We start from the raw sequence: 23,945 nt of genomic DNA on the forward strand, positions 1-23,945 counted from the left end.
TTTATTGTTTTTTATTGTTCAGTTACTACAACTTCAGTTGTAGTGCCCTGCACATTGGTTCGTCTTGTTCAGTTTTCAAAGGTCTTTGTCGCTCTCTCGCGACAACTATATTAGTATATCATGACCTACTCTTACTGTCAACACTTTTTTTAAAAAAATTTTATTTTTTTTAAGATTTTTTTAAAAAAATCGAAAAAAGCCTACAATAAAGGCTTTTCTCTTAGTCTAATTCTTTATCAATGATTAAATATTTTTCCTCTTCATAGCCTCTTTCAAGCAATCCTGACTTAGATATTTCTAGAAGTTCCTTTGAAAAGGTTTTTATTTTTTCTTTTTCTTTTTTGCTTAGAATTTTCTTTGAATATTTCTTTCTGAGGTTCCTATAGTCCTGTTTTTCATTTCTTAAGAATGAACAATGTTCTAAATAGTTTTCTAGTTTTTCTAACTGTACAAATAAGCCTAGCTCAAATGCTATCGGGGCAAAGGTTGTTTCTAATGGTTGTGTACAAACACTTCTAAATTCCACTGTACCACGGGCGGTTAGATCTTGAAATTGGTAACTTCGATGTTGTTTTAGGTCTTCTTTTACAGGGTTAATGTTTTTCTCTTTTCCATCAGTCGTATAGGCTATAATTTCTTTTTGATCTAGATAGTCCTCCACTCGAATTGGTTTAAAATAATAAGATTTACCTTCTCTAGTTACTGTAAAAATAGCCGTTCTAGCAAGATTATTAAAAAACTCTTCTTCGCTTTGGTAGTCCTTAGGAAAAATTCCTACATTCTCCCTATAATAACCATGTAAGGATTCTTCCCAAAAGATATCTCTTGCAATTTTTGTATCCCAAGCCTCTGATGAAAATTCTGAGTTAGAAAACAAATATGCTTTTGCTGCTTCAATTTTATTAAATGCATTAATGATGCGAATATAGTTATCGCGCCTTACATCCAATTGAACTTGGTTTCCGCATATAAATGCTCCGTACGAAGGATAGGGGTGTGTTTTCATCCCTGTACCATTCATTGCAAGGAAAGCCATTAACATCTTGTATCGTTCGATTTTCACCGGGCTATTATCATTTTCTTTCCATAGAGGATGGATTCCATGCCCTTGAATTTCGTGATTATTTTCTTGCAAAATCGGTTGAATGATCTTCAAATAGGCCTCAAAACGTTTGGCTACCTCATCTATAGAATGAGCTCTCTCAAATGCAAATTCAATTGTATTGTAACTCAACTCGAATAGAATACGATCTTTAGAAGAGCAGTGAACCAATTGAATTGGATTTTGATCGTCATCCCTTTTTTCGACTTCAAAATCTGATAAGTTTGCTAAGGTTCGAAAAAGATTTTTCGTCACCTCTATATTTGTTTTATTTCCATTTGTTTCTACAATCGGAAACTCTAATTCAACTCCGACAAAGAGTTCCGAATCCTCTTTCATTTTACTAAGGTACTTCTCTTTTAGTAATTTAATTGCTTGTTGTTTTGTCATTAAATCCTTTTTTCTTCAATTGGAGATATGGGTTCCATTATATCATTTTTTGCTATTCTCGACTACTCATCATGAAAAGCAAGACAAAACGCCTGCTTACGAAATTGTTTTAAGTTAAAGCAATTTCGTAAACAAGCGTCTACCATTCATTCAATATGATGAGTGTTCCCGCTGGGGAAAATCCCCAGCGGTAGACCAGAGCTAGACTAAGAATAACAGTGTATTCCATCATCATAACACTCAACAAAATTGATGATATTATACCAATTCGATGATAGCCATTGGCGCAGCATCACCACGACGTGGTTCAGTTTTAAGGATACGAGTATATCCACCATTGCGCTCAGCATAACGAGGTGCTAATTCAGAGAACAATTTTTGAAGTGCAGTTGTTTCTGAGTATTTACCTGTTTCTTCATCAAAGTTTTGTGATGCAACTTCGTTACGTACGAATGCAGCAGCTTGACGACGTGCATGCAAATCACCACGTTTACCCAAAGTAATCATTTTTTCAACTGATTTACGGATTTCTTTCGCACGTGCTTCAGTTGTTACAATTGCTTCATTGATGATAAGATCTGTAGTCAAATCGCGAAGCATCGCTTTACGTTGTGAGCTAGTGCGTCCTAGTTTACGGTAAGCCATGTATTCCTCCTCTATTTATCGTTTTTTAACCCAAGGCCTAAGTCGGCAAGTTTGATTTTAACTTCTTCTAGACTCTTACGTCCCAAGTTACGAACTTTCATCATTTCTGCTTCTGATTTTTCAGTCAAATCGTAAACAGTATTAATGCCAGCACGTTTCAAACAGTTATATGAACGAACTGAAAGATCTAATTCTTCGATCGTACGTTCTAAAATGCGATCATCAGAAGTTGTATCTACTTCCTTCATAACATCTGTCGCAATAGCAATTTCAGTTAAGTTTGTGAATAGATTTAGGTGTTCTGTCAAAATACGGGCAGACAAACCTAAGGCATCTTCTGGAATAATTGTCCCATTTGTCAAAATTTCAAGGGTTAGCTTGTCAAATCCATCGTTGCTACCAACGCGAGCTGGTTCAACTTGGTAATTGACTTTTGTCACTGGCGTATAGATTGAATCTACAGCAAGTGTTCCCACTGGTGCATCATCTTTTTTGTTTTGATCAGCTGGAACATAGCCACGTCCACTGTTTACAGTAAGCGTTGCTTTCAAAGATGCTCCTTCTCCGATTGTAAATAGATAATGATCAGGGTTTACAATTTCGATGTCACTATCAGTAAGAATATCTCCAGCAGTTACTTCTGCAGGTCCTTCTACATCAAGTTCAATAATCTTTTCGTCTTGGACGTAAGATTTAACGGCGATTCCTTTAACGTTAAGAATAATTTGCATAACGTCTTCACGGACTCCTGGAACGGTATCAAATTCGTGGAGTACACCTTCAATGTTGATTGAAGTGACAGCTGCACCTGGAAGTGAAGCCAGAAGTACACGACGAAGTGAGTTTCCAAGTGTTGTACCATAACCACGTTCAAGTGGTTCTACGACAAACACGCCATAATCTTTGTTTTCATCAATTTTTGTTATATTTGGTTTTTCAAACTCAATCATTTGCTATACTCCCTCTTAAACGAAAAGCTGTGTAATTGTTGATGATTATACACGGCGACGTTTTGGAGGACGAGCACCATTGTGTGGTACAGGAGTTACATCGCGGATTGCAGTTACTTCAAGACCAGCAGCAGCAAGTGCACGAATAGCAGACTCACGACCTGAACCAGGACCTTTAACAGTTACTTCAACAGATTTAAGTCCGTGTTCTTGAGCAGCTTTTGCAGCAGCTTCTGATGCCATTTGAGCAGCAAATGGTGTAGATTTACGAGAACCTTTAAATCCAAGTGCACCTGCAGATGACCAAGCGATTGCGTTACCATGCACATCAGTAATCATAACAATTGTGTTGTTAAATGTAGCGTGAATATGAGCAATACCAGATTCGATATTCTTTTTCACACGACGTTTACGTGTTGGTTTAGCCAAGATTTTTACCTCCTTATTTTATTTTATTTTTTCTTACCTGCAATCGCAACAGCTTTACCTTTACGAGTGCGAGCATTGTTTTTAGTGTTTTGTCCACGAACTGGAAGTCCACGACGGTGACGGATACCACGGTATGAACCGATTTCCATCAAACGTTTGATGTTCAAGTTTACTTCACGACGAAGGTCACCTTCAACTTTGATTGCGTCAACTTCACGACGGATAGCATCTTCTTGATCTGGTGTAAGATCACGAACACGAATATCTTCAGAAACACCTGCAGCAGCAAGGATCTTCTTAGATGTTGGAAGTCCGATACCGTACACATAAGTCAATGAAATTACTACACGTTTGTCATTTGGAATGTCAACTCCAGCAATACGAGCCATGTTTTCTCCTTTCTATTTTATCCTTGACGTTGTTTGTGTTTTGGATTTGCTGGGCAAATTACCATAACACGACCATTACGACGAATTACTTTACAGTATTCGCAAATTGGTTTGACCGATGGTCTTACTTTCATTTTTATCCCTCCAAGTTTTTCGATTATTTAAAGCGGTATGTGATACGTCCACGTGTCAAATCGTACGGACTCATTTCCACTGTAACACGATCTCCCGCTAAAATACGAATATAGTTTTTACGAATTTTACCAGAAACTGTTGCTAAAATCTGATGTCCATTTTCAAGTTCAACCGTAAACATAGCATTCGGCATAGTATCAACTACTTTACCTTCTACTTCAATCACATCGTCTTTTGCCACGCAAAAGTACCTCCATAAATTTCGATTCATTCCTCTGAGCACAGAGGTAACAATTATAAGTCAGACTAACTAATTGTAACACTAGTTGTCCAATATTGCAAGCATGAAAAACGCTTTTATTTCAAATTGGACAAGACTTTTTCAATGTCTGAAAATACATCATTGATATCTTGGTTTCCTTGGATGTCATGTACGAGTCCTTTTGAACGATAAAACTCAATGATAGGTTCTCCTTGTGCAATATTGACATCCAAACGACGTTTAACCGTTTCTGGTTTATCATCTTCACGTTGGTAGAAATCATGACCTTGACAGTTATCACAAGTTCCCTCAACTTTTGTTGGATTAAATACTTTGTGGTAAGTTGCACCACAAGTACGACAGATGAAACGGCCACTCAAGCGTTCTAACAAACTTTCTGGATTTACTTCGATGTTAATGACACCTTCCAATGTGATGCCAAGATCTGATAAAGTTTGATCCAAAGCATGAGCTTGTTCAATTGTACGTGGATACCCATCCAAAAGGAAACCTGTTTCTTTGATATCATCTTGAGCAAGGCGTTCTTTGACAATCCCATTGGTAACTTCATCTGGTACCAACTCACCTTTATCAATGTATGACTTTGCAAGTACACCCATTTCAGTTTGGTTAGCCATCGCTGCTCGGAACATATCGCCAGTAGAGATGTGCGCTACGTGAAACTCTTCAACGATTTTAGCTGCTTGAGTTCCTTTACCCGCTCCAGGCAACCCCATTATTAAAAGATTCATGATGAATTCTCCTTATTTTGTTTTTAAATGGAAGCAGGAATTAATTCCTATTTCCATTTAAAAACAAAATAGAAGGCTGACAAAGTCAACCTTAATCTATTCTGTTGTTGTGTCCATAAATCCGACATACTTACGTTTTAATAAGTAGCCTTCTAATTGTTTCATTCCCTCAATACCTGTTGAAATAATGATTAACAAACTAGTTCCTCCAAGAGCAACAGCGTCTGTCAAACCAAATAAATCTCGAGCTAGGATTGGAATAATGGTAATAAAGCCAAGGAATACTGATCCCACACTTGCTAAACGACGTAGCAAACGAGACATGAACTCTTCTGTTCCCTTACCAGGGCGAACGCCCGGAATATAGGCGCCACTCTTTTGAAGGTTTTCTGCCGTTTTTTCAGGATTAATCTGAACAAACGTGTAGAAGAAGGTGAAGAGAATGATCAATAAGGCGTACATCGCTACACCAGTTGGTGTATTTGTTGCCAACATGGCTTGAGCTGTTTTCACCCATCCTGCATTGTAACCCATAGCGCTAATCACTTGGAAAATTGCAGCAGGCGCTGCTGTAATCGAACTAGCGAAGATGACAGGAATAACTCCTGCTGGGTTCACTTTCAAAGGAAGGTAAGAACTTGATGGAGCTCCTTGAGCAATCTTTGTATATTGGACTGGAATCTTGTATTGTGCTTGCTCTACAAAGGTTGTAAAGTAAACGATAACCATAACTGCAAGAATTAAAACTCCAACAAAAATGAGGGAATTGGTCATTTGACCAGAGCGAACGTTCACAAATGCATTTTCATAGATTTCTTTAATCATCTCAGGAATTGATGACACAATCCCTGCAAAGATAATCATTGAAACACCATTTCCGTACCCTTTATCTGTAATTTGTTCTCCAAGCCAAGTGACAATCATGGAACCGGTCGTCAGAATCGCACCGATTAACAGATAAGTTTTGGCATTTGGAGTAGCGACTAATTTCGCCTGAGACAAGGTGTGGAAGGTGGCTGTAATCCCAATGGATTGGACAAAGGCCAAAACCAAAGAAATATAGCGTGTCGCTTGATTGAGCTTTCTTCGACCAACTTCCCCTTGTTTGCCCCATTCAACAAACTTAGGTAACAGATCCATCTGCAAAAGTTGCACGACGATCGAAGCTGTGATGTATGGGCTAACCCCTAGAGCGAAAACCGAGAAGTTCCTCATAGCATTTCCCGAAACTAAACTGAGCATGTTCAAGAAGGACACATCTTGAAGGTTGTTCAGAATTTTCGCATTTACACCTGGCACCGTAATCGTGGTTCCAATGCGGAAAACAAGAATGATAAAAATCGTAAATAAAATCTTTGATCGTACTTGTTTTACCTTAAACGCATCTTTTAATAATTTAAAAAACATAGGTCACCTCACTTAGATGACTTCAACTGAACCACCTTTAGCAGTGATAGCTTCTTCAGCTGATTTGGAGAATTTTGCTGCTTTCACAGTTAATTTTTTAGTCAATTCTCCGTTACCAAGAATTTTGATACCTGATTTTTCAGCTTTTACAATTCCTGATTCTACAAGTACTACTGGAGTTACTTCAGCACCATCTTCAAAGGCGTTCAATTGATCAAGGTTCACAATAGCATACTCTTTAGCATTGATGTTTGTAAATCCACGTTTTGGAAGACGACGGAACAATGGAGTTTGTCCACCTTCAAAACCAAGACGAACACCGCCACCGCTACGAGCTTTTTGACCTTTTTGACCACGGCCAGAAGTTTTACCATTACCAGATGATGTACCACGACCAACACGGTTGCGGACTTTACGTGAACCTGTAGCAGGTTGTAATTCATGAAGTTTCATTATATATTTTCTCCTCTTTTGTAAATTGCTAACGCATGTAATCAGGAAAAGGTGTCCCAACTACAAACTCGCCTATACGAATAAATTTAGTTTTAGGGGCTGAGAATAAATCTCATAACCCCTAAAACACTTATAATTAAGTTTAATTACTTAACTTCTTCAACAGTTACCAAGTGAGATACTGCAGTAATCATACCACGGACTGCAGGATTATCTTCTTTGATGACTGAGCTGTTCAATTTGCCAAGTCCAAGTGCTACAACAGTTTTACGTTGTGACGGGATGCGTCCGATTGGAGACTTAGTCAAAGTAATTTTAATTTGAGCCATTTGAATCTCCTTTCTTAAGCCAAGTCAGAAACTGGAATACCACGAAGAGCAGCAACTTCATCAGCACGTTTCAATTGTGCCAAACCATTAACAGTCGCACGAACGATGTTGATTGGAGTGTTTGATCCAAGTGATTTTGATGTCACATCTGCGATTCCTGCCAATTCAACAACGGCACGAACTGCACCACCTGCAGCAACTCCAGCCCCTTCGATAGCTGGTTTCAACAATACGCGAGCTCCACCAAATACTGATGTTACTTCGTGTGGAATTGTTGTTCCAACCATAGGAACTTCAATCAAGTTTTTCTTAGCATCTTCAACAGCCTTACGGATTGCTTCTGGAACTTCTTGAGCTTTACCAGTACCAAATCCAACACGGCCATTACGGTCACCAACAACTACAAGAGCTGCGAAACGAAGACGACGTCCACCTTTAACAACTTTTGTTACACGGTTGATGGCAACTACGCGTTCTTCAAGTTCAACTGCATTATCTTTAAATGCCATTTTCTAGTGTCCTCCTATTAGAATTTCAATCCGTTTTCACGAGCTGCATCAGCCAAAGCTTTAACACGTCCGTGATATAGATATCCACCGCGGTCGAACACCACTTCAGAAATACCTTTAGCAACTGCACGTTCAGCAACAAGTTTGCCGACAACAACGGCTTGTTCAGTTTTAGTTCCTTTTGAAACTTCTTTGTCAAGAGTTGAAGCGCTTGCGAGCGTTACACCCGCTACGTCATCAATTACTTGAGCGTAGATGCCTGTATTAGAACGGAATACGTTCAAACGTGGGCGATCAGCAGTTCCAGAGAGTTTTCCGCGAACGCGACGGTGGCGTTTTTGACGGATTTTATTTTTATCTGGTTTCGAAATCACAATTTTCACCTCTTAATTTTAAAATCATGTGCTAAGCACTGAGTTGGTAAGATGAAGATTGGTTGAAAAACAACCAAACTACATTATTTACCTGTTTTACCTTCCTTACGGCGAACGAATTCACCAACGTAACGGATCCCTTTACCTTTATAAGGTTCTGGTGAACGAAGGCTACGTACGTAAGCAGCTGTTTGACCAACTACTTCTTTTGAAATTCCGCTAACAACGATTGTTGTTGGGTTTGGAAGTTCAAAAGTAATTCCTTCCGGAGCTTCAACTTCGTCTGGGTGTGATTTACCAACAGCCAAAACAAGTTTTGATCCTTGAAGTTGTGCACGGTATCCAACCCCGCGCATTTCAAGTTCTTTCTTGAATCCTTCTGATACACCAGTAACCATGTTGTTCAAAAGGGCACGAGTTGTTCCGTGGATTGTTTTCATTTCTTTTGAATCGTTTGGACGGTGAAGTGTTACTTCAGTACCTTCCACACGGATTTCAATATCTTTTGAGAACTCACGAGTAAGTTCTCCTTTAGGTCCTTTTACAGTTACAACGTTGTCATTGTTAGTGAGTTCAACACCAGCAGGCAACACGATAACTTTATTACCAATACGTGACATGTTTTTTATTCTCCTGTTAAATTGTCAGGCCTTTGCGGGCCAGTTTTCACGGGGTTTAAATCTTTTTGATTTAAAAGTTAATGTTTAGGTCTCAATTTCTAAGTGAATCGAGGCATTGTCTCGCAGACATAACTTTGGGTTAGACAAGAGACAATAACGAAGAGTCACAACGAAATTGGGAGCTAAATATTACCAAACGTAAGCGATAACTTCTCCACCAACATTCTTTTGGCGTGCTTCTTTATCAGTAAGCAGACCTTCAGAAGTTGAGAGGATAGCAATTCCAAGTCCGTTAAGAACTTTTGGAAGATCTTCACGTTTTTTGTAAACACGCAAACCTGGTTTAGATACACGTTTCAAGTTTGTGATAACTTTTTCACCGTTTTGTCCGTATTTCAAGAATACACGGATGATGCCTTGTTTGTCATCTTCGATGAATTCAACGTTTTTTACAAAACCTTCGCGTTTAAGGATTTCAGCAATTCCTTTTTTGATGTTTGATGCAGGTACTTCAAGTACTTCGTGTTTTGCTTGGTTAGCGTTACGAATACGTGTAAGGAAGTCTGCGATTGGGTCAGTCATAACCATTATAATTTCTCCTCTTACTAGTAGTTTGCAAGTTGCACTTGCTAGTTAATACATGATACAGAGAGCGTAACAGCGAGAGCAAAAATAGGCAATTTGATACAGGAGCGATGCTCCAAAGAAAATTGGTCTTTTTTGCCAAAGCTGTAGCTCGTGTTCAAATTGGCAAGCCCAACTGAACCCGGGCTAAACTCTGTGTGAAAAAGATAAACTTTCCTAGAAACTAAAGTTTCTTCGTCAAGTTTCCTATTTTCACTTGGAGTTTTAACGCCCTTGATATCTTAAATTACCAAGATGCTTTTGTTACACCTGGGATTTGACCTTTGTATGCCAATTCACGGAAGCAAACACGGCAAAGTTTAAACTTGCGGTAAACTGAGTGTGGACGTCCACAACGTTCACAGCGAGTGTATGCTTGAGTAGAGAACTTCGCTGGGCGTTTGTTCTTAGCAATCATAGATTTTTTAGCCATTAGTTTTACCTCCTATATTATTTTGCAAACGGCATACCGAGGCCAGTAAGCAATGCACGTGATTCTTCGTCTGTGTTCGCTGTAGTTACGATTACGATATCCAAACCACGAGTTTTATCAACATCATCAAAGTTGATTTCTGGGAAGATCAATTGTTCTTTCACACCAAGTGTGTAGTTCCCGCGTCCATCAAATGATTTTGTTGGAACACCATGGAAGTCACGTACACGTGGAAGTGAAACAGTTACCAATTTATCCAAGAATTCGTACATGCGTTCACCACGAAGGGTAACTTTTGCACCGATCGCAACACCTTCACGAAGACGGAAGCCGGCGATTGATTTTTTAGCCTTAGTGATCAATGGTTTTTGACCTGAGATCAAAGCAAGCTCTTCAGCAGCTTTTTCAAGGTTTTTAGCATTTGATACTGCATCACCAACACCCATGTTCAAAACGATTTTATCAACTTTTGGCACAGCCATAACTGATGAATAGTTGAACTGTTCAGTCAATGATGGTACTACTTCATTAAGGTATTTTTCTTTTAAACGATTAGCCATTATACTTCTCCTTTCCTTCGTGATTAGTCAAGCACTTCGCCTGATTTTTTGTTGTAGCGAACTTTTTTGCCGTCTACAAATTTGTAGCCAACACGTCCAGCAACACCGTTTTTGTCCAAAACTTGAACGTTAGAAGCATGGATTGGAGCTTCTTTTTCAACGATTGCGCCTTGAGGGTTTTCGTTATTTGGACGTTGGTGTTTCTTGATGATGTTTACACCTTCTACAACAACTTTATTTACTTTTGGAAGAGCAGTAAGAACAACAGCTTCTACGCCTTTGTCTTTACCAGCGATAACGCGAACTTTGTCGCCTTTTTTTACAAACATTTTATTCTCCTTTTATTCTTACGCCCGATGGGCACCCTGGCTAAGCCAGGGGACTGTGTTTGTTTTTTATTGATTAAAGTACTTCTGGAGCAAGTGATACGATCTTCATGAAACCACCGTCACGCAATTCACGTGCAACTGGGCCAAAGATACGAGTTCCGCGAGGAGTTTTGTCGTCACGGATGATCACTGCTGCATTTTCGTCAAACTTGATGTATGAACCATCTTTACGACGAGCACCTGATTTAGTACGAACGATAACAGCTTTTACAACGTCACCTTTCTTAACCGCACCACCAGGAGTAGCTTGTTTTACAGATGCAACGATTACATCACCGATGCTCGCGAATTTACGTTTTGAACCACCAAGAACTTTGATTGTCAAGATTTCGCGTGCGCCACTGTTGTCAGCGACTTTCAAACGAGTTTCTGTTTGAATCATTTACGTTTTCTCCTTTCAGGTATGATTAGATGATGACCGCTTCTTCAACGACTTCTACAAGACGGAAGCGTTTTGTAGCTGAAAGCGGACGAGTTTCCATGATACGAACGATATCGCCTTCTTTAGCAACATTGTTTTCATCATGAGCTTTGTATTTTTTAGAATAGTTGATACGTTTACCATAGACTGGGTGGTTACGTTTAGTTTCAACTACAACTGTGATTGTTTTGTCCATTTTGTCAGACACAACACGTCCAACAAGAACTTTACGATTATTGCGTTCCATTGAAATTCTCCTTCCCTAGTCTATTATTTAGCTTCTGATTGAACAGTTTTGATACGAGCGATTTGTTTTTTCACTTCTTTCAAACGTCCAGTTTGTTCCAATTGACCAGCAGCCGCTTGGAAACGAAGTTCAAACAATTCTTTCTTCAATTCATTTTCACGCTTCGCGAGTTCTTCTTGAGAAAGACCACGAAGTTCTTTAACAAATTCTTTTACTTCTGTAAGTTTCATGACCTCTCCTTATTCTGCTTCACGTTTCACAAATTTAGTTTTAACTGGCAATTTGTGGCTAGCAAGACGAAGCGCTTCGCGTGCGATCTCTTCAGATACACCAGCGATTTCGAACATCACTTTACCACGTTTAACTGGTGCTACCCAACCTTCAGGAGCCCCTTTACCAGATCCCATACGTACCCCGATAGCTTTAGCGGTGTATGATTTGTGTGGGAAAATCTTAATCCAAACTTTACCACCACGTTTCATGTAACGAGTCATTGCGATACGAGCAGCTTCGATTTGACGGTTTGTGATCCAGTGGCTAGTTGTAGCTTGAAGACCGTATTCACCGAATGCTACTTCTTTTCCACCTTTTGCTTCACCGCGCATTTTACCACGGAATTCGCGACGGTGTTTTACACGTTTAGGTACTAACATTGGTTATTTACCTCCTTTAGCGTCTTTACGAGCTGGAAGAACTTCACCACGGTAGATCCATACTTTAACACCAAGTTTACCGTAAGTAGTGTCTGCTTCTTCCCAAGCGTAATCGATATCAGCGCGAAGTGTATGGAGTGGAACAGTTCCTTCAGAGTATCCTTCTGCACGGGCAATATCTGCACCGTTCAAACGACCTGATACTTGAGTTTTGATTCCTTTAGCTCCAGCACGCATAGCACGTTGGATTGCTTGTTTTTGTGCACGACGGAAAGCAACACGTTGTTCCAATTGACGAGCAATTCCTTCACCAACAAGGTGAGCATCCAAGTCAGGACGTTTGATCTCAATGATGTTGATGTGTACTTGTTTACCAGTCAATTTGTTAAGAGCTGCACGAAGTGCATCAACGTTTGCTCCACCTTTACCGATAACCATACCTGGTTTAGCAGTGTGAAGAGAAACGTTAACTTTGTTTACTGCGCGTTCGATTTCAATAGTTGAAACGGCTGCGTCAGCCAATTCTTTTTGAATGAATTTACGGATTGCAAGATCTTCATGAAGGTAATCCGCGTATTCTTTTTCAGCATACCATTTGGCATCCCAATCACGGATGATACCAACACGCATACCAATTGGATGTACTTTTTGACCCACGAGTTTACCTCCTTATTTTTCTGCAACAGCTACTGTGATGTGAGCTGTACGTTTGTTGATTGGTGAAGCTGAACCTTTCGCACGTGGACGGAAACGTTTCATTGTTGGTCCTTCATTTGCGAATGCTTCAGATACTACCAAGTTAGCTTTTTCCAAACCAAAGTTGTTTTCAGCGTTTGCTACTGCTGAGTTCAACACTTTAAGGATGATCCCTGCAGCTTTGTTTGGTGTGAATGTTAAAATAGCGATGGCATCGGCTACGCTTTTACCACGGATGTTGTCAAGAACAAGACGTGATTTACGAGGTGAAACACGCACTGTACGAGCCATTGCTTTAGCTGAAGTAATTTCTGCCATTTATGTTCTCCTTATTTTCTACGTGTCTTCTTGTCGTCTGCCGCGTGACCTTTGTAAGTACGAGTTGGTGCAAATTCACCAAGCTTGTGACCTACCATGTCTTCTTGGATGTAAACAGGTACATGTTTACGTCCATCATAAACTGCGATAGTGTATCCGATGAAACTTGGGAAGATCGTTGAACGACGTGACCAAGTTTTAATTACTTTTTTCTTTTCGTCGTTTGCTTGAGCTTCAACTTTTTTCATCAAATGCTCATCGACGAAAGGTCCTTTTTTAAGACTACGTCCCATTTTGTAATTTTCTCCTTTAAAAATTAGTACCACAGCGGCTTGCGCTGCTATGCAGCGCTACCGAGCTGGCGGAAAGTGTAAGCTAGTTGCTTATGATTATTTTTGGTTGCGACGACGAACGATAAGTTTGTCAGATTTCGCTTTCTTGTTACGAGTTTTAAGACCAAGCGCAGGTTTACCCCAAGGAGTAGATGGCGCTTTACGTCCAACTGGTGCCTTACCTTCACCACCACCGTGTGGGTGATCATTCGGGTTCATTACAGAACCACGAACTGTAGGGCGAACACCTTTCCAGCGGTTACGTCCCGCTTTACCAAGGTTTACAAGTCCATGTTGTTCGTTTCCGACAACACCAACTGTAGCACGGCAAGTTCCAAGAATCATACGAACTTCGCCTGATTGAAGACGAACAAGTACATATTTACCTTCAGAACCCAATACTTGAGCAGAAGCTCCAGCAGCACGTACCAATTCTCCACCTTTACCAGGTTTCAATTCGATGTTGTGGATCAAAGTACCAACTGGGATGTTAGCAAGTGGAAGAGCATTTCCGACTTTGATATCTGCTTCTGGTCCTGATACGATGCGTTGACCTACTTCAAGACCTTTAGGGGCGATGATGTAAGCTTTCACACCGTCAGTGTAGTGTACAAGCGCGATGTTAGCTGAGCGGTTTGGATCGTATTCGATTGTTTTAACGACTGCTTCAACTCCATCTTTGTTACGTTTGAAATCGATCAAACGGTAATGACGTTTGTGTCCACCACCTTGGTGACGAACAGTGATACGACCGTTGTTGTTACGACCTGCTTTGTTTTTAAGAGAAACAAGCAAAGTTTTCTCAGGTGTGTTTGTTGTGATTTCAGCGAAATCCAAAGAAGTCATATTACGGCGACCGTTTGTTGTTGGTTTATAAACACGAATTCCCACGATATTTCCTCCTTAGATTATTCAGCTTCAGTAGCAAACAACTCGATTGCTTTAGAATCAGCTGCAAGCGTGATGATAGCTTTTTTAGTTTTTGAAGTAAAACCAGTGTAACGTCCAACGCGTTTTGCTTTAGGTTTTACGTTTACAGTGTTCACATTCGCAACTTTTACACCTTCAAAGGCAGCTTCAACAGCTTGTTTGATCAAAAGTTTGTGAGCGCGAGTGTCAACTTCGAATACATATTTGCCTGCTTCAAGTTGAGCCATTGACTTTTCAGTGATAACAGGTTTTTTGATAACATCATACAAATTCATTATGCAAGAACCTCCTCGATTTTAGAGATAGCTGCTTGAGTAACAAGAAGTTTGTCACTATTTGCGATGTCAAGAACACTTGCAGTTGTAGCAGTCGCAACTTTCACGTTTGGAAGGTTACGAGCTGAAAGAGCTGCGAATTCATTTCCTTCTTCAAGAATAACAAGGACTTTAGAATCGATGCTCAAAGCTGCAAGAACTTTTGCAAATTCAGCAGTTTTTGGAGCTGTAAATTCAAGAGAATCAACGGCTACAAATTTGTTTTCAGCAACTTTTTCTGAGTAAACAGATTTAAGTGCAAGGCGACGAACTTTTTGAGGAAGTTTGTACGCATAGCTACGTGGAGTTGGTCCGAAGACGATTCCACCACCACGCCATTGTGGAGAGCGGATAGAACCTTGACGAGCACGTCCAGTTCCTTTTTGACGCCATGGTTTGCGTCCGCCACCTGAAACAGCTGAACGGTTTTTAACTGCGTGAGTTCCTTGACGAAGGCTAGCACGTTGGCTGATGATGACATCAAACACAACTGCTTGATTTGGTTCGATACCAAAGATCGCATCGTTAAGAACAACTTCGCCAGCTTGTTTACCAGTTTGGTCGAATAATGTTACATTTGCCATTTTGACTGTATTCCCCTTTCCTTATTATTTACCAGCTTTAACTGCTGACTTGATAGTGATAAGAGATTTCTTAGCACCTGGTACGTTACCTTTGATAAGGATAACGTTCTTTTCTGGAACAACTTGTACAACTTCAAGGTTTTGAATCGTTACACGATCGCCACCCATGCGTCCTGCAAGGTTTTTACCTTTGAATACGCGGTTAGGTGCAACAGGTCCCATAGAACCTGGACGACGGTGGTAACGAGAACCGTGAGCCATAGGTCCACGTGATTGTCCGTGGCGTTTGATAACACCTTGGAAACCTTTACCTTTAGAAGTACCAGTTACATCAACAATGTCTCCAGCTTCGAAAGTGTCAACTGTGATTTCAGCACCAACTTCCAAGCCTTCAACGTTTTTGAATTCACGAATGAAGCGCTTAGGAGCCGTGTTAGCTTTTGCTACATGTCCTTTAGCAGGTTTGTTGCTCAATACTTCGCGTTTGTCATCGAAACCAACTTGGATAGCGTTGTAACCATCTGTTTCAACAGTTTTAACTTGAAGAACAACGTTTGGAGTTGCTTCGATAACTGTTACAGGGATCAATTCGCCAGCTTCAGTGAAGATTTGAGTCATTCCCACTTTTTTCCCTAAGATTCCTTTTGTCATGAGAAAATAGTTCCTTTTCTATAGTTTTTTATTCAAAAAGTTTTTAACGAGCGTTTTTCATGCTCTGGATCAACCTTTAGATTAAAGTTTGATTTCTACGTTTACACCACTTGGAAGATCCAATTTCATCAAAGCGTCAACTGTTTTTTGAGTTGGGTTGATGATGTCGATCAAACGTTTGTGTGTACGCATTTCAAATTGTTCGCGAGAATCTTTGTATTTGTGAGTCGCACGAATGATTGTGTAGAGGCTACGCTCAGTTGGAAGTGGGATTGGACCCGCAACTTGTGCACCTGTACGAGTAGCTGATTCTACGATTTTTGCAGCCGCTGTGTCGAGTGTACGGTGTTCGTACGCTTTCAAACGGATGCGGATTTTTTTGTTTGCCATCTTTTTCTCCTTTTCGTCTATTTAAGATAATAGGCTAGCTCCACAAGAAAACCGACGCGCGTTGCGTGGCAATGCAACCGAGCGTGTCGCAACCTCTTGCATCAAAGCTAATAGCTGTTTTTCACAGCACCATAGTAGTTTAACACAAACAAAGGCCCAATGCAAGGGATTTGAGAAGATTTTTTTCGTTTTTTTGATGAAAGTGTTTTCGGAAGAAATAGAGTGCTAAAAAAGTTGCTATTATATAGGAAAAGGGAGCGAGACAGAACAAATTTATATCCAATTTGTTCGTCGCCTCGCCCCCGCACAGTTGATTAGGTTATCTTTGGAGCTTAACAAGCTCCAAAGATACCAATCAACCACTGCGTCTAGCAGTTATTCCTATTATTCTCAGATGGCTGTAGTCTTTTTTCTTCCTATTTAGCTTTTCCTAGAAATTCCGTCCTGATTTATTATAGCCATATTTTTCGACGAAATGCTCACGGAATTCTAAAAGATTGTCATCCATGATGGCTTGACGGACCTGCTTCATGAGGTTGATCAAGAAGTACAGGTTGTGGTAGCTGGTCAAGCGAATGCCGAAGGTTTCATCTGCCTTGAGGAGGTGGCGAAGATAAGCTCGGGTGTAATTCTTACAAGTGTAGCAATCACATTCAGGATCCAGCGGTGTAAAGTCTTCTGCAAATTGCGCATTTTTCACCACTAGGCGTCCTTGGCTGGTCATACAGGTACCATTTCGCGCAATCCGCGTCGGCAAGACACAGTCAAACATGTCCACTCCACGAATAACGCCATCGATCAGACTGTCTGGAGCTCCTACTCCCATGAGATAGCGTGGCTTGTTCTCTGGTAAGAGTGGAGTTGTGAAATCCAGCACGGCATTCATCTCTTCATGGCTTTCCCCAACAGCTAAGCCACCGATAGAATAGCCTGGGAAGTCCATGCTGACCAGATCTTGAACAGACTGACGGCGCAAGTCTTCAAATCCAGCCCCTTGGACAATCCCGAAAAGACCTTGATCATGAGGGCGACGGTGAGCCTTAAGCCCACGTTCTGCCCAACGACTGGTCCGTTCGATCGATTTTTTCACATAATCATAAGGCTGATAGAACTGAGGGCATTCATCAAAGGACATCATGATGTCGCTTCCTAGATTGTTTTGGATGGAGATGGCCTTTTCTGGAGAGAGGAACATCTTCGAGCCGTTGAGGTGATTTTTAAAGGTTACCCCTTCTTCGGTGATGTTGCGGGTATCCGCCAATGAATAGACCTGGAAGCCTCCACTATCTGTCAAAATGGGCTGGTCCCAGTTCATGAACTGGTGCAGTCCTCCTGCTTTTGCGACCAAGTCGTCCCCCGGACGAAGCCAGAGATGGTAGGTGTTGGCCAAGATAATTCCGGAACCCATTTCCTTGAGTTCTTCTGGCGATTGGGTCTTAACGGTTGCCTGAGTCCCTACAGGCATAAACATTGGGGTCGGGAAGGTCCCGTGAGGGGTAATAATTTCTCCCAGACGAGCACCTGTATGCTTTTCTTTTTTGATTAATCGATATTGAATCGGTGAATCTGTCATGGTTACCTCCGTACTGGGAAAAACAGTCCCAGCCTTCTTATTCCTGTCACAGTTTTCCTGTGAGCACCTGTACGATTGTACCAAATTTTACCGGCTCTGTCACGGACTTATGTTATAATAAAAAGTACTACTATGAAGAGAGTGTCATCTATGAACCTTAAACTGATTCGCCTCCGGGCACGTACCATGCAAGTCCAGCAACCGGGCTTAGCTATCCTTTTTGCTCTTCCGGTCCTGTTGACCATTCTTGCTAACTTTCTCTTAAGTGGGCAAGATCTGATCGATCTACTACCGGATATGACCTTGCAGCAAGCAGGTATCTACATGATCCAGCGGCAGCTCTTTCCTTCTGTCGTCTCCTTTGTCATCTCCATTTTAGTGGTCGGTGCGACTTTTAGCTATTTAGATACGATTAATCCCAAGATCGAACACCGAACACGCGTCTTAGATATCTTTAAACAAGATCGCTTTACCTCTGTATTTGCCACCTTGATCTTGAAGCAAGCCGTCCTCTTTTTATGGGGACTCATCCTCTATGTGGGGAGTCTCATCAGCACCTACGCCAGCATTCGATTTTTGGCGATTTACGACAAGGTGAGCAACCCTAGCACTCTGAGTGCTTCCAGTCCTGAATTCCAATCTCTCATGCAACAAATGCCTCTGATGACTACCGGTGTCGTGCTGGGCCTACTCGGCCTACTCTTTTACCTGCCACAATACTACAGTCTCAGCTTGGTCGAATTGATCCTCTATGAGCAATTACGAGACGGCGACTACAAGGGAGCCTTTGGAGTGCTTCGCCAAAGTCGTGAAACCATGAAAGGGTTCCGCAGCAATCGCTTGGTGCTCGATCTAACCTTGATTGGTTGGTACTTCTTGAATTACTTCACGCGCGATGTCATCGGCTTCTATACCATGCCTTACTTTATCAACTGCCAAATTGCATTTTATGATCAAATCAAGCAGATTAAACAAGGGCCGCGCCATTTCACAGACCATCCAAGCCATGAAACTGAATAAGAGTAAGAAGAAAACCCCAGTTTCCTGCTGGGGTTTTCTTCTATAGCCCTACTGTTAATTTCTTGTCATTTATAAACCGTATAGGGAGTCTCCTCAGATCAGTCGGGTGTGTTCCCGTTTGATACAGCGGTTCATGACAATATCTTCTCGTCCAGCTCCACGAAGGATTTCTTCTGCTTCTTGATTTTCCAGCTCTAGTTGCGCCCAGAAAATCTTCGCATCCGACTCGATAAAGTCACGCGCTACATCTGGCAAAAATTCACTGCGACGGTAAACATCGACGATATCTACTGGGAAAGGAATTTCCTGCAGGCTAGCGTACACCGTTTCTCCAAGGATTTGGCCACCGGCTGCACGAGGATTAACGGGAATAATCCGGTAGCCCCGCTCTTGCATCTCCTTGCTGACACGATGACTAGTCGTCTCTTCACGGTCAGATAATCCAACTACAGCAATGATCTTGCTGGTTTCTAGGTAATGTTTGATAATGCCATCACTAGGATTGCGAAATGAATAAGCCATAAGAATCTCCTTTTGTATGCGTTTCCTTTCTTTAAATAGTATAACAATACGGAAGGCATTGCAAGTGTTTGTCGTTAAAAGCGGTAGGAAACTGAAAAGTCTCCTACCGCTTTCTGTTTTGAACAAACTCAATTTTATTTGGCTTCATACCATGTTTTGCCTTCATTTTCATCGGCTTCCAGTGGTACTGCAAGTTCGATAGCGGATTCCATGGTCTCTTTGACGAGTTCTTTGATCGCTGCAAGTTCATCACTTGGTACTTGCAGAACGATTTCATCGTGCACCTGAAGGAGCATCTTGGTCTTGTATGCTCCTCTTTCTAGCGCTTGGTCCAAGTGGATCATGGCAATTTTCAAGATGTCTGCTGCCGATCCTTGGATAGGTGAGTTAATAGCTGTCCGCTCCGCAAAGCCTCGAACATTGAAGTTGCGAGAATTGATATCTGGAATCTCCCGACGACGCTTGAAGAGAGTTTCTACGTAGCCTTTATCACGCGCTTCCCGTACCACTCTTTCCATATAGTTCTTGATGCCAGGGTAGCGTTCGAAGTAGGTTTCAATATAGGCCTTGGCTTCTTTTCGACTGATCCCTAGATTATTAGACAGTCCAAAGTCGGAAATTCCATAAACCACACCGAAGTTTACCGCTTTTGCATTGCGCCGGTCATTCGGCGTCACATCTTCTGGTTTTTCAATATTGAAGACCCGCATAGCAGTCGATGTATGGATATCTGCCCCATGCTTAAAGGCATCAATCAAATGCTCATCTCCTGAAATATGGGCCAAGACGCGCAATTCGATCTGTGAATAGTCCGAACTGAGCAAGACACTGTTTTCCTCTTCTGGGACAAAGGCCTTGCGAATAAGACGGCCTTGTTCCAAACGGACAGGGATGTTTTGCAGATTGGGATCCACGCTGGACAAACGGCCTGTCTGCGTCAAATCCTGCACATAGCGGGTATGGATTTTTCCATCCTCTAGGATAGCCTCTTGCAAGCCCACCACATAGGTAGACTGGATTTTTGCGATTTGGCGGTATTCAAGAATCTTAGATACAATCGGTGCAATTGGAGCTAGGCGTTCCAAGACATCGACGGCTGTTGAATAGCCGGTTTTGGTCTTCTTCGTATATTCAAGAGGGAGTTCCAATTTTTCAAAGAGAATGACCCCCAATTGTTTTGGAGAATTGATGTTAAATTCTTCGCCTGCAAGCTCGTAGATTTCTTGAGTCAAGCGCTCCAAGACTACTTCATTTTCCACCTGCATATCTTCTAGGGTCTGGCGCTCTACCTTGATCCCCGCGATTTCCATCTTGGCCAAAACAGCTGCTAGTGGTTGCTCCATATCATAGAGCAAATCTAGCTGGTCATGGGCTTGCAACTGCTCCATCATAGGCTCTTCTGTATCCAGTAGAACAGCGACTTTCCGTGCCAAATGCTCTAATAGGACTGCCTTTTCTGGAATAGCTTTTTTGGCTCCCTTGCCATAAACGACTTCGTCCAGCGGTAGCGCAATCTGACTATAGAGACTCGCAATGGTTGAAATTTCATTGTCCTCTACGGTCGACAAGAGATACTTGGCCAATCGACTGTCAAATGCCGGCTTTTGAAGGGTAATACCCAAGTGGCTGAGCAAGACCTTGGCCCGCTTGAAGTCATAGACCTTGAGGGGCGTTTTTTCGAGAAATTCTTTGAAAATCGGTGTTTGTAAAAGACCAGTATCTGTACTCGCGTAGAGCTGACCTTTGGTCCCCCATGCAAAGCCGATAATGGGTTCCGTATGGTAATTGTCTCCAAAAATCTCGAAATGGAAGAAACTATCTTCCGTAAGCATATCTGGAGTGACTTGCTCGACTTCTGTATAGTCAATGGCTACAGGAGCCGCCTCTTCTCCACTGAGATCCAAGGCCTGACGGAGTTGCTTGAAGCCCATCTCCTCATAAAACTTGGCGAGATTTTCTAGATGGGGGCCCGTATAGGTGATGTCGTCAAGCCCAATTTCAATGGGCGCATTGGTATCGATGGTCGCAAGGGTCTTGGACAGATAGGCCTGTTCCTTGTCATTGATGAGGTTTTCCTTCATCTTAGAAGCCTTCATCTCATCGATATGCTCGTAAATGCCATCGAGAGAGCCGTATTCTAGGAGTAGTTTGATCCCGGTCTTTTCTCCAATCTTGGTGACACCCGGGATATTATCCGACTTATCTCCCATCAAGGCCTTGAGGTCAATAAACTGCTCTGGTGTCAGCCCCATCTTTTCTTTCAGATAGACTGGAGTGAATTCTTCAAACTCTGCCACCCCTTTTTTGGAGATTTCCACCACCGTATTGTCATCCGTCAGCTGGATCAAATCCTTGTCCCCAGAGACAATGGTGACTTCAAAGGGTACTGAGGTCGCTTCTGCCATCTTATCAAGCGTTCCAATAATATCATCCGCCTCATACTGGGCCAGCTCATAATGGCGGATTCCCAAATGATCCAGTTGCTCGCGAATAAAAGGAAACTGCTCACGGAATTCATCTGGTGTTTTTGCCCGGCCTCCTTTGTAGTCGGCATACATCTCCGTCCGAAAAGTCGTCTTGCCTGCATCAAAAGCAACGAGGACATGGGTCGGTTGGATGCGCTCCAAGAGATGGCTCAACATGAGGTTAAAGCCATAGACCGCATTGGTATGTAACCCATTGGCATTTTTGAAGCGATCAATTTGATGATAGAGTGCGAAAAAGGCACGAAAAGCGACGGAAGACCCGTCGATGAGTAGTAATTTGTTCTTTTTTTCCATAGGCTTATTATACCACGAATCACAAGGTCTCTGGTACATAAAAACTCTACCCTTCCGGGTAGAGCCTTCTTTAGGAGTTTCTTATGAAAAATGAAGAGAAGTGTTTATTCGCCGTAACAAGAACCTTGTTGTGGCAATTTCTTAAAGCGTTTTGGATAATTAACTGAGATTTTCATTTTCTGTACCTCATTTCTTATTGAATGAGTACAGTATACAAGAGAAACCTAAACAATTCCTTATAGAAAGCTTCAAGAAAACTAAAAGCTGAGGCGCAAAACACGCGGTTGTTTTTTGCTACAAGCTGGTAACTGAAGATGGAGCCCTGTCTCATCTTGGCTCCAAGAAAGGGGCTGGCTTTCTCCAAGGAGCTCTAGCTTTTGAATGCGCGCATGAAGAATTCTCGGTTGCTTGAGATCATAGGCGAGAGACGGCAAGGTCAACCCTTCCGTCCTTCCACTTGGTTCCAGCTGGATAGCATAAAGAAAGCCATCACGCATGGTATAGCGGAAATCTTGGCTAGTATAGAGTGGCGCTTGCCCATCTGAGAAGGAACCTTCCTGGGCCTCGGTCGGTCCGTCCGATGACACCCGCCAAGGCCGACTCTGATAAATGGCTTCTCCATTTACCACCAGCCAGTCCCCGATCTCTGTGAGGATGTCTTGGTCTTGCTCAGGGATCGTGCCATCTGCCTTGGGTCCAATATTGAGCAGAAGATTGCCATTTTTTGCCACAACATCAACTAAATTTTGTAGCACTTCCTTACTGGTCTTGTAGGCTAGATCCTGGGTATAGCACCAAGAATTACGGGCGATCGCGGTATCCATTTGCCACGGAAAGACTTGCGTCTCTCCGTATCCTCCCCGCTCCATTTCAACGATTCCTGAACCGAAAGGGAGGGCGTCCTGTTTGTAACAAACAGCCACCTTGCGATCCTCTTGTGCTGCTAGATTGTAATAATAAGCCAAAAAGCGCATCAAGTAGGGACGGAAACTCTCATGCTGGATCCACCAGTCAAAATAAAGGAGCTCTGGCTGGTAGTCCCGCACCAGTTCACAGGTTCGCAAAAGCCAATCTTCCAAGAATTCTTTGCTTGGATAAGGCTTGGAAGTCAGATCAAAATGATCCTTGGGCTCTGGCTCCACTGGCCAATAAAGGCTGTCTCTTGGGACTTCTTGCGGAATGTCACTAGTGAATTCCTTGCCATGTGAAAAGAAAAACTGGTGTTCTGCCCGGTGAGAGGACGTACAGAAGTGCAGGCCACGTTTTTCTGCTTCCTCCCTCAGCTCTCCTAAGACATCTCGTCTCGGCCCCATTTCTAAGCTATTATAAGGCGAGAGAGTAGAGGCATACATCTGAAAACCATCGTGGTGCTCCGCAACTGGAAAAAGATACTGGGCTCCCGCTTTTTGAAAGAGATCCAGCCAAGATGCCGGATCAAAGCGATCGGCTGTAAAAAGAGGAATGAGATCCTTATAGCCAAAGCTGGCCTGGTCTCCAAAATGCTCTCGATGATAGTCATAGCAAGGATTCCCTTGGATATACATATTTCGCGAATACCATTCCGAACCAAAGGCAGGTACACTGTAGACGCCCCAGTGGATAAATATTCCAAATTTGGCATCTCGATACCAATCTGGACAGACTTGATGGCTAAGAGAGTCCCAGCTTGGTTCAAAAGGACCTGACTGGACAACTTGATCAATCTCTTCAAGGCTTATCATTCTCTTCTCCTCTTTTCTTGTTACTACCTCTATTGTAACGA

The 23,945-nt window shown here is 42.0% G+C and carries 35 protein-coding genes; 1 reads left to right on the plus strand and 34 read right to left on the minus strand.

Annotated elements, in window-relative coordinates:
* Window positions 1-220 precede the first annotated feature (220 nt).
* The 31 genes from PCY07_RS07805 to tgt form a co-directional block, all read right to left on the minus strand.
* Window positions 221-1,492: a gamma-glutamylcysteine synthetase gene (locus PCY07_RS07805; RefSeq protein WP_301356095.1), complete on the minus strand. Its 1,272-nt coding sequence runs from the start codon at window positions 1,490-1,492 to the stop codon at window positions 221-223.
* Window positions 1,493-1,750: 258 nt separating this feature from the next.
* Complete coding sequence (gene rplQ / locus PCY07_RS07810; protein WP_003002399.1) at window positions 1,751-2,137, minus strand: 50S ribosomal protein L17; 387 nt, start codon at window positions 2,135-2,137, stop codon at window positions 1,751-1,753.
* An 11-nt stretch (window positions 2,138-2,148) separates the two neighbouring features.
* On the minus strand, window positions 2,149-3,087 hold the full coding sequence (locus PCY07_RS07815; RefSeq protein WP_003009635.1) for a DNA-directed RNA polymerase subunit alpha: 939 nt from the start codon (window positions 3,085-3,087) through the stop codon (window positions 2,149-2,151).
* 45 nt (window positions 3,088-3,132) lie between these two features.
* Entirely contained in the window at window positions 3,133-3,516 is a 384-nt protein-coding gene (rpsK, locus tag PCY07_RS07820; RefSeq protein WP_003002390.1) for a 30S ribosomal protein S11, read from the minus strand.
* Between the two features lie 23 nt (window positions 3,517-3,539).
* Window positions 3,540-3,905 (minus strand): 30S ribosomal protein S13, encoded by a 366-nt coding sequence (gene rpsM / locus PCY07_RS07825; RefSeq protein ID WP_003009631.1) that lies wholly within the window; start codon window positions 3,903-3,905, stop codon window positions 3,540-3,542.
* A 17-nt stretch (window positions 3,906-3,922) separates the two neighbouring features.
* Window positions 3,923-4,039, minus strand: coding sequence for a 50S ribosomal protein L36 (rpmJ, locus tag PCY07_RS07830; protein WP_001808836.1), 117 nt, complete (start codon window positions 4,037-4,039; stop codon window positions 3,923-3,925).
* A 23-nt stretch (window positions 4,040-4,062) separates the two neighbouring features.
* A complete protein-coding gene (gene infA, locus PCY07_RS07835) occupies window positions 4,063-4,281 on the minus strand; it encodes a translation initiation factor IF-1 (RefSeq protein WP_001029883.1) in 219 nt (72 codons plus the stop codon).
* Between the two features lie 116 nt (window positions 4,282-4,397).
* The gene (locus tag PCY07_RS07840; protein ID WP_003017039.1) at window positions 4,398-5,054 is read right to left on the minus strand and encodes an adenylate kinase; all 657 of its coding nucleotides are present in this window, start codon (window positions 5,052-5,054) and stop codon (window positions 4,398-4,400) included.
* Window positions 5,055-5,150: 96 nt separating this feature from the next.
* A complete protein-coding gene (secY, locus tag PCY07_RS07845) occupies window positions 5,151-6,461 on the minus strand; it encodes a preprotein translocase subunit SecY (protein ID WP_003017005.1) in 1,311 nt (436 codons plus the stop codon).
* Window positions 6,462-6,473: 12 nt separating this feature from the next.
* Window positions 6,474-6,914, minus strand: coding sequence for a 50S ribosomal protein L15 (rplO, locus tag PCY07_RS07850; protein ID WP_003002405.1), 441 nt, complete (start codon window positions 6,912-6,914; stop codon window positions 6,474-6,476).
* Window positions 6,915-7,060: 146 nt separating this feature from the next.
* Window positions 7,061-7,243: a 50S ribosomal protein L30 gene (gene rpmD / locus PCY07_RS07855; RefSeq protein WP_002894509.1), complete on the minus strand. Its 183-nt coding sequence runs from the start codon at window positions 7,241-7,243 to the stop codon at window positions 7,061-7,063.
* A 14-nt stretch (window positions 7,244-7,257) separates the two neighbouring features.
* Complete coding sequence (rpsE, locus tag PCY07_RS07860; protein WP_003016997.1) at window positions 7,258-7,752, minus strand: 30S ribosomal protein S5; 495 nt, start codon at window positions 7,750-7,752, stop codon at window positions 7,258-7,260.
* A 17-nt stretch (window positions 7,753-7,769) separates the two neighbouring features.
* On the minus strand, window positions 7,770-8,126 hold the full coding sequence (rplR, locus tag PCY07_RS07865) for a 50S ribosomal protein L18 (RefSeq protein WP_003010871.1): 357 nt from the start codon (window positions 8,124-8,126) through the stop codon (window positions 7,770-7,772).
* A gap of 83 nt (window positions 8,127-8,209) precedes the next feature.
* Window positions 8,210-8,746: a 50S ribosomal protein L6 gene (gene rplF, locus PCY07_RS07870; protein ID WP_003017011.1), complete on the minus strand. Its 537-nt coding sequence runs from the start codon at window positions 8,744-8,746 to the stop codon at window positions 8,210-8,212.
* A gap of 189 nt (window positions 8,747-8,935) precedes the next feature.
* Window positions 8,936-9,334 carry a 30S ribosomal protein S8 gene (gene rpsH, locus PCY07_RS07875; protein WP_003010897.1) on the minus strand — a complete coding sequence of 133 codons (399 nt, stop codon included), beginning with the start codon at window positions 9,332-9,334 and terminating at the stop codon, window positions 8,936-8,938.
* A gap of 283 nt (window positions 9,335-9,617) precedes the next feature.
* Window positions 9,618-9,803 carry a type Z 30S ribosomal protein S14 gene (locus PCY07_RS07880; RefSeq protein ID WP_001085699.1) on the minus strand — a complete coding sequence of 62 codons (186 nt, stop codon included), beginning with the start codon at window positions 9,801-9,803 and terminating at the stop codon, window positions 9,618-9,620.
* Window positions 9,804-9,820: 17 nt separating this feature from the next.
* Complete coding sequence (gene rplE / locus PCY07_RS07885; protein WP_003009606.1) at window positions 9,821-10,363, minus strand: 50S ribosomal protein L5; 543 nt, start codon at window positions 10,361-10,363, stop codon at window positions 9,821-9,823.
* 23 nt (window positions 10,364-10,386) lie between these two features.
* Window positions 10,387-10,692, minus strand: coding sequence for a 50S ribosomal protein L24 (gene rplX / locus PCY07_RS07890; protein WP_003002315.1), 306 nt, complete (start codon window positions 10,690-10,692; stop codon window positions 10,387-10,389).
* Between the two features lie 73 nt (window positions 10,693-10,765).
* Window positions 10,766-11,134 carry a 50S ribosomal protein L14 gene (gene rplN, locus PCY07_RS07895; protein WP_003002384.1) on the minus strand — a complete coding sequence of 123 codons (369 nt, stop codon included), beginning with the start codon at window positions 11,132-11,134 and terminating at the stop codon, window positions 10,766-10,768.
* Between the two features lie 25 nt (window positions 11,135-11,159).
* Window positions 11,160-11,420, minus strand: a complete 261-nt coding sequence (gene rpsQ / locus PCY07_RS07900) for a 30S ribosomal protein S17 (protein ID WP_000440801.1) — start codon at window positions 11,418-11,420, stop codon at window positions 11,160-11,162.
* Between the two features lie 23 nt (window positions 11,421-11,443).
* Window positions 11,444-11,650, minus strand: a complete 207-nt coding sequence (gene rpmC / locus PCY07_RS07905) for a 50S ribosomal protein L29 (RefSeq protein WP_003002350.1) — start codon at window positions 11,648-11,650, stop codon at window positions 11,444-11,446.
* Between the two features lie 9 nt (window positions 11,651-11,659).
* Complete coding sequence (rplP, locus tag PCY07_RS07910) at window positions 11,660-12,073, minus strand: 50S ribosomal protein L16 (protein WP_000960947.1); 414 nt, start codon at window positions 12,071-12,073, stop codon at window positions 11,660-11,662.
* Window positions 12,074-12,076: 3 nt separating this feature from the next.
* Window positions 12,077-12,730 (minus strand): 30S ribosomal protein S3, encoded by a 654-nt coding sequence (rpsC, locus tag PCY07_RS07915; RefSeq protein WP_003002336.1) that lies wholly within the window; start codon window positions 12,728-12,730, stop codon window positions 12,077-12,079.
* Window positions 12,731-12,742: 12 nt separating this feature from the next.
* Complete coding sequence (gene rplV / locus PCY07_RS07920) at window positions 12,743-13,087, minus strand: 50S ribosomal protein L22 (protein WP_000818139.1); 345 nt, start codon at window positions 13,085-13,087, stop codon at window positions 12,743-12,745.
* A gap of 11 nt (window positions 13,088-13,098) precedes the next feature.
* Window positions 13,099-13,380 (minus strand): 30S ribosomal protein S19, encoded by a 282-nt coding sequence (gene rpsS, locus PCY07_RS07925; protein ID WP_000533766.1) that lies wholly within the window; start codon window positions 13,378-13,380, stop codon window positions 13,099-13,101.
* 96 nt (window positions 13,381-13,476) lie between these two features.
* On the minus strand, window positions 13,477-14,310 hold the full coding sequence (gene rplB / locus PCY07_RS07930; protein WP_000512900.1) for a 50S ribosomal protein L2: 834 nt from the start codon (window positions 14,308-14,310) through the stop codon (window positions 13,477-13,479).
* A 17-nt stretch (window positions 14,311-14,327) separates the two neighbouring features.
* Window positions 14,328-14,624 (minus strand): 50S ribosomal protein L23, encoded by a 297-nt coding sequence (locus PCY07_RS07935; protein ID WP_003009593.1) that lies wholly within the window; start codon window positions 14,622-14,624, stop codon window positions 14,328-14,330.
* Window positions 14,624-15,247 carry a 50S ribosomal protein L4 gene (gene rplD / locus PCY07_RS07940; protein ID WP_003009591.1) on the minus strand — a complete coding sequence of 208 codons (624 nt, stop codon included), beginning with the start codon at window positions 15,245-15,247 and terminating at the stop codon, window positions 14,624-14,626. The genes PCY07_RS07935 and rplD overlap by 1 nt, the downstream gene beginning before the upstream one ends.
* Before the next feature lie 24 nt (window positions 15,248-15,271).
* The gene (gene rplC / locus PCY07_RS07945; RefSeq protein WP_003010846.1) at window positions 15,272-15,898 is read right to left on the minus strand and encodes a 50S ribosomal protein L3; all 627 of its coding nucleotides are present in this window, start codon (window positions 15,896-15,898) and stop codon (window positions 15,272-15,274) included.
* Between the two features lie 81 nt (window positions 15,899-15,979).
* Complete coding sequence (gene rpsJ, locus PCY07_RS07950) at window positions 15,980-16,288, minus strand: 30S ribosomal protein S10 (RefSeq protein ID WP_003009585.1); 309 nt, start codon at window positions 16,286-16,288, stop codon at window positions 15,980-15,982.
* A gap of 430 nt (window positions 16,289-16,718) precedes the next feature.
* Window positions 16,719-17,861, minus strand: a complete 1,143-nt coding sequence (gene tgt, locus PCY07_RS07955; protein ID WP_041826176.1) for a tRNA guanosine(34) transglycosylase Tgt — start codon at window positions 17,859-17,861, stop codon at window positions 16,719-16,721.
* 150 nt (window positions 17,862-18,011) lie between these two features.
* Here tgt and PCY07_RS07960 point away from each other — a divergent pair, with 150 nt between their 5' ends.
* Entirely contained in the window at window positions 18,012-18,881 is an 870-nt protein-coding gene (locus PCY07_RS07960) for a DUF975 family protein (protein WP_003017057.1), read from the plus strand.
* A gap of 93 nt (window positions 18,882-18,974) precedes the next feature.
* On the opposite strand, the gene PCY07_RS07965 is transcribed toward PCY07_RS07960, so the two are convergent.
* The 3 genes from PCY07_RS07965 to PCY07_RS07975 all read right to left on the minus strand — a co-directional run bounded on the left by PCY07_RS07965 (window position 18,975) and on the right by PCY07_RS07975 (window position 23,904).
* The gene (locus tag PCY07_RS07965; protein ID WP_195227895.1) at window positions 18,975-19,403 is read right to left on the minus strand and encodes a CoA-binding protein; all 429 of its coding nucleotides are present in this window, start codon (window positions 19,401-19,403) and stop codon (window positions 18,975-18,977) included.
* A gap of 134 nt (window positions 19,404-19,537) precedes the next feature.
* Window positions 19,538-22,183, minus strand: a complete 2,646-nt coding sequence (gene polA, locus PCY07_RS07970) for a DNA polymerase I (RefSeq protein WP_301356112.1) — start codon at window positions 22,181-22,183, stop codon at window positions 19,538-19,540.
* Between the two features lie 257 nt (window positions 22,184-22,440).
* Window positions 22,441-23,904: an alpha-L-fucosidase gene (locus tag PCY07_RS07975; protein ID WP_301356113.1), complete on the minus strand. Its 1,464-nt coding sequence runs from the start codon at window positions 23,902-23,904 to the stop codon at window positions 22,441-22,443.
* Between the last annotated feature and the right edge of the window lie 41 nt (window positions 23,905-23,945).

It is taken from the genome of Streptococcus sp. SP1, assembly GCF_030440005.1.
GTDB lineage: Bacteria > Bacillota > Bacilli > Lactobacillales > Streptococcaceae > Streptococcus > Streptococcus parasanguinis.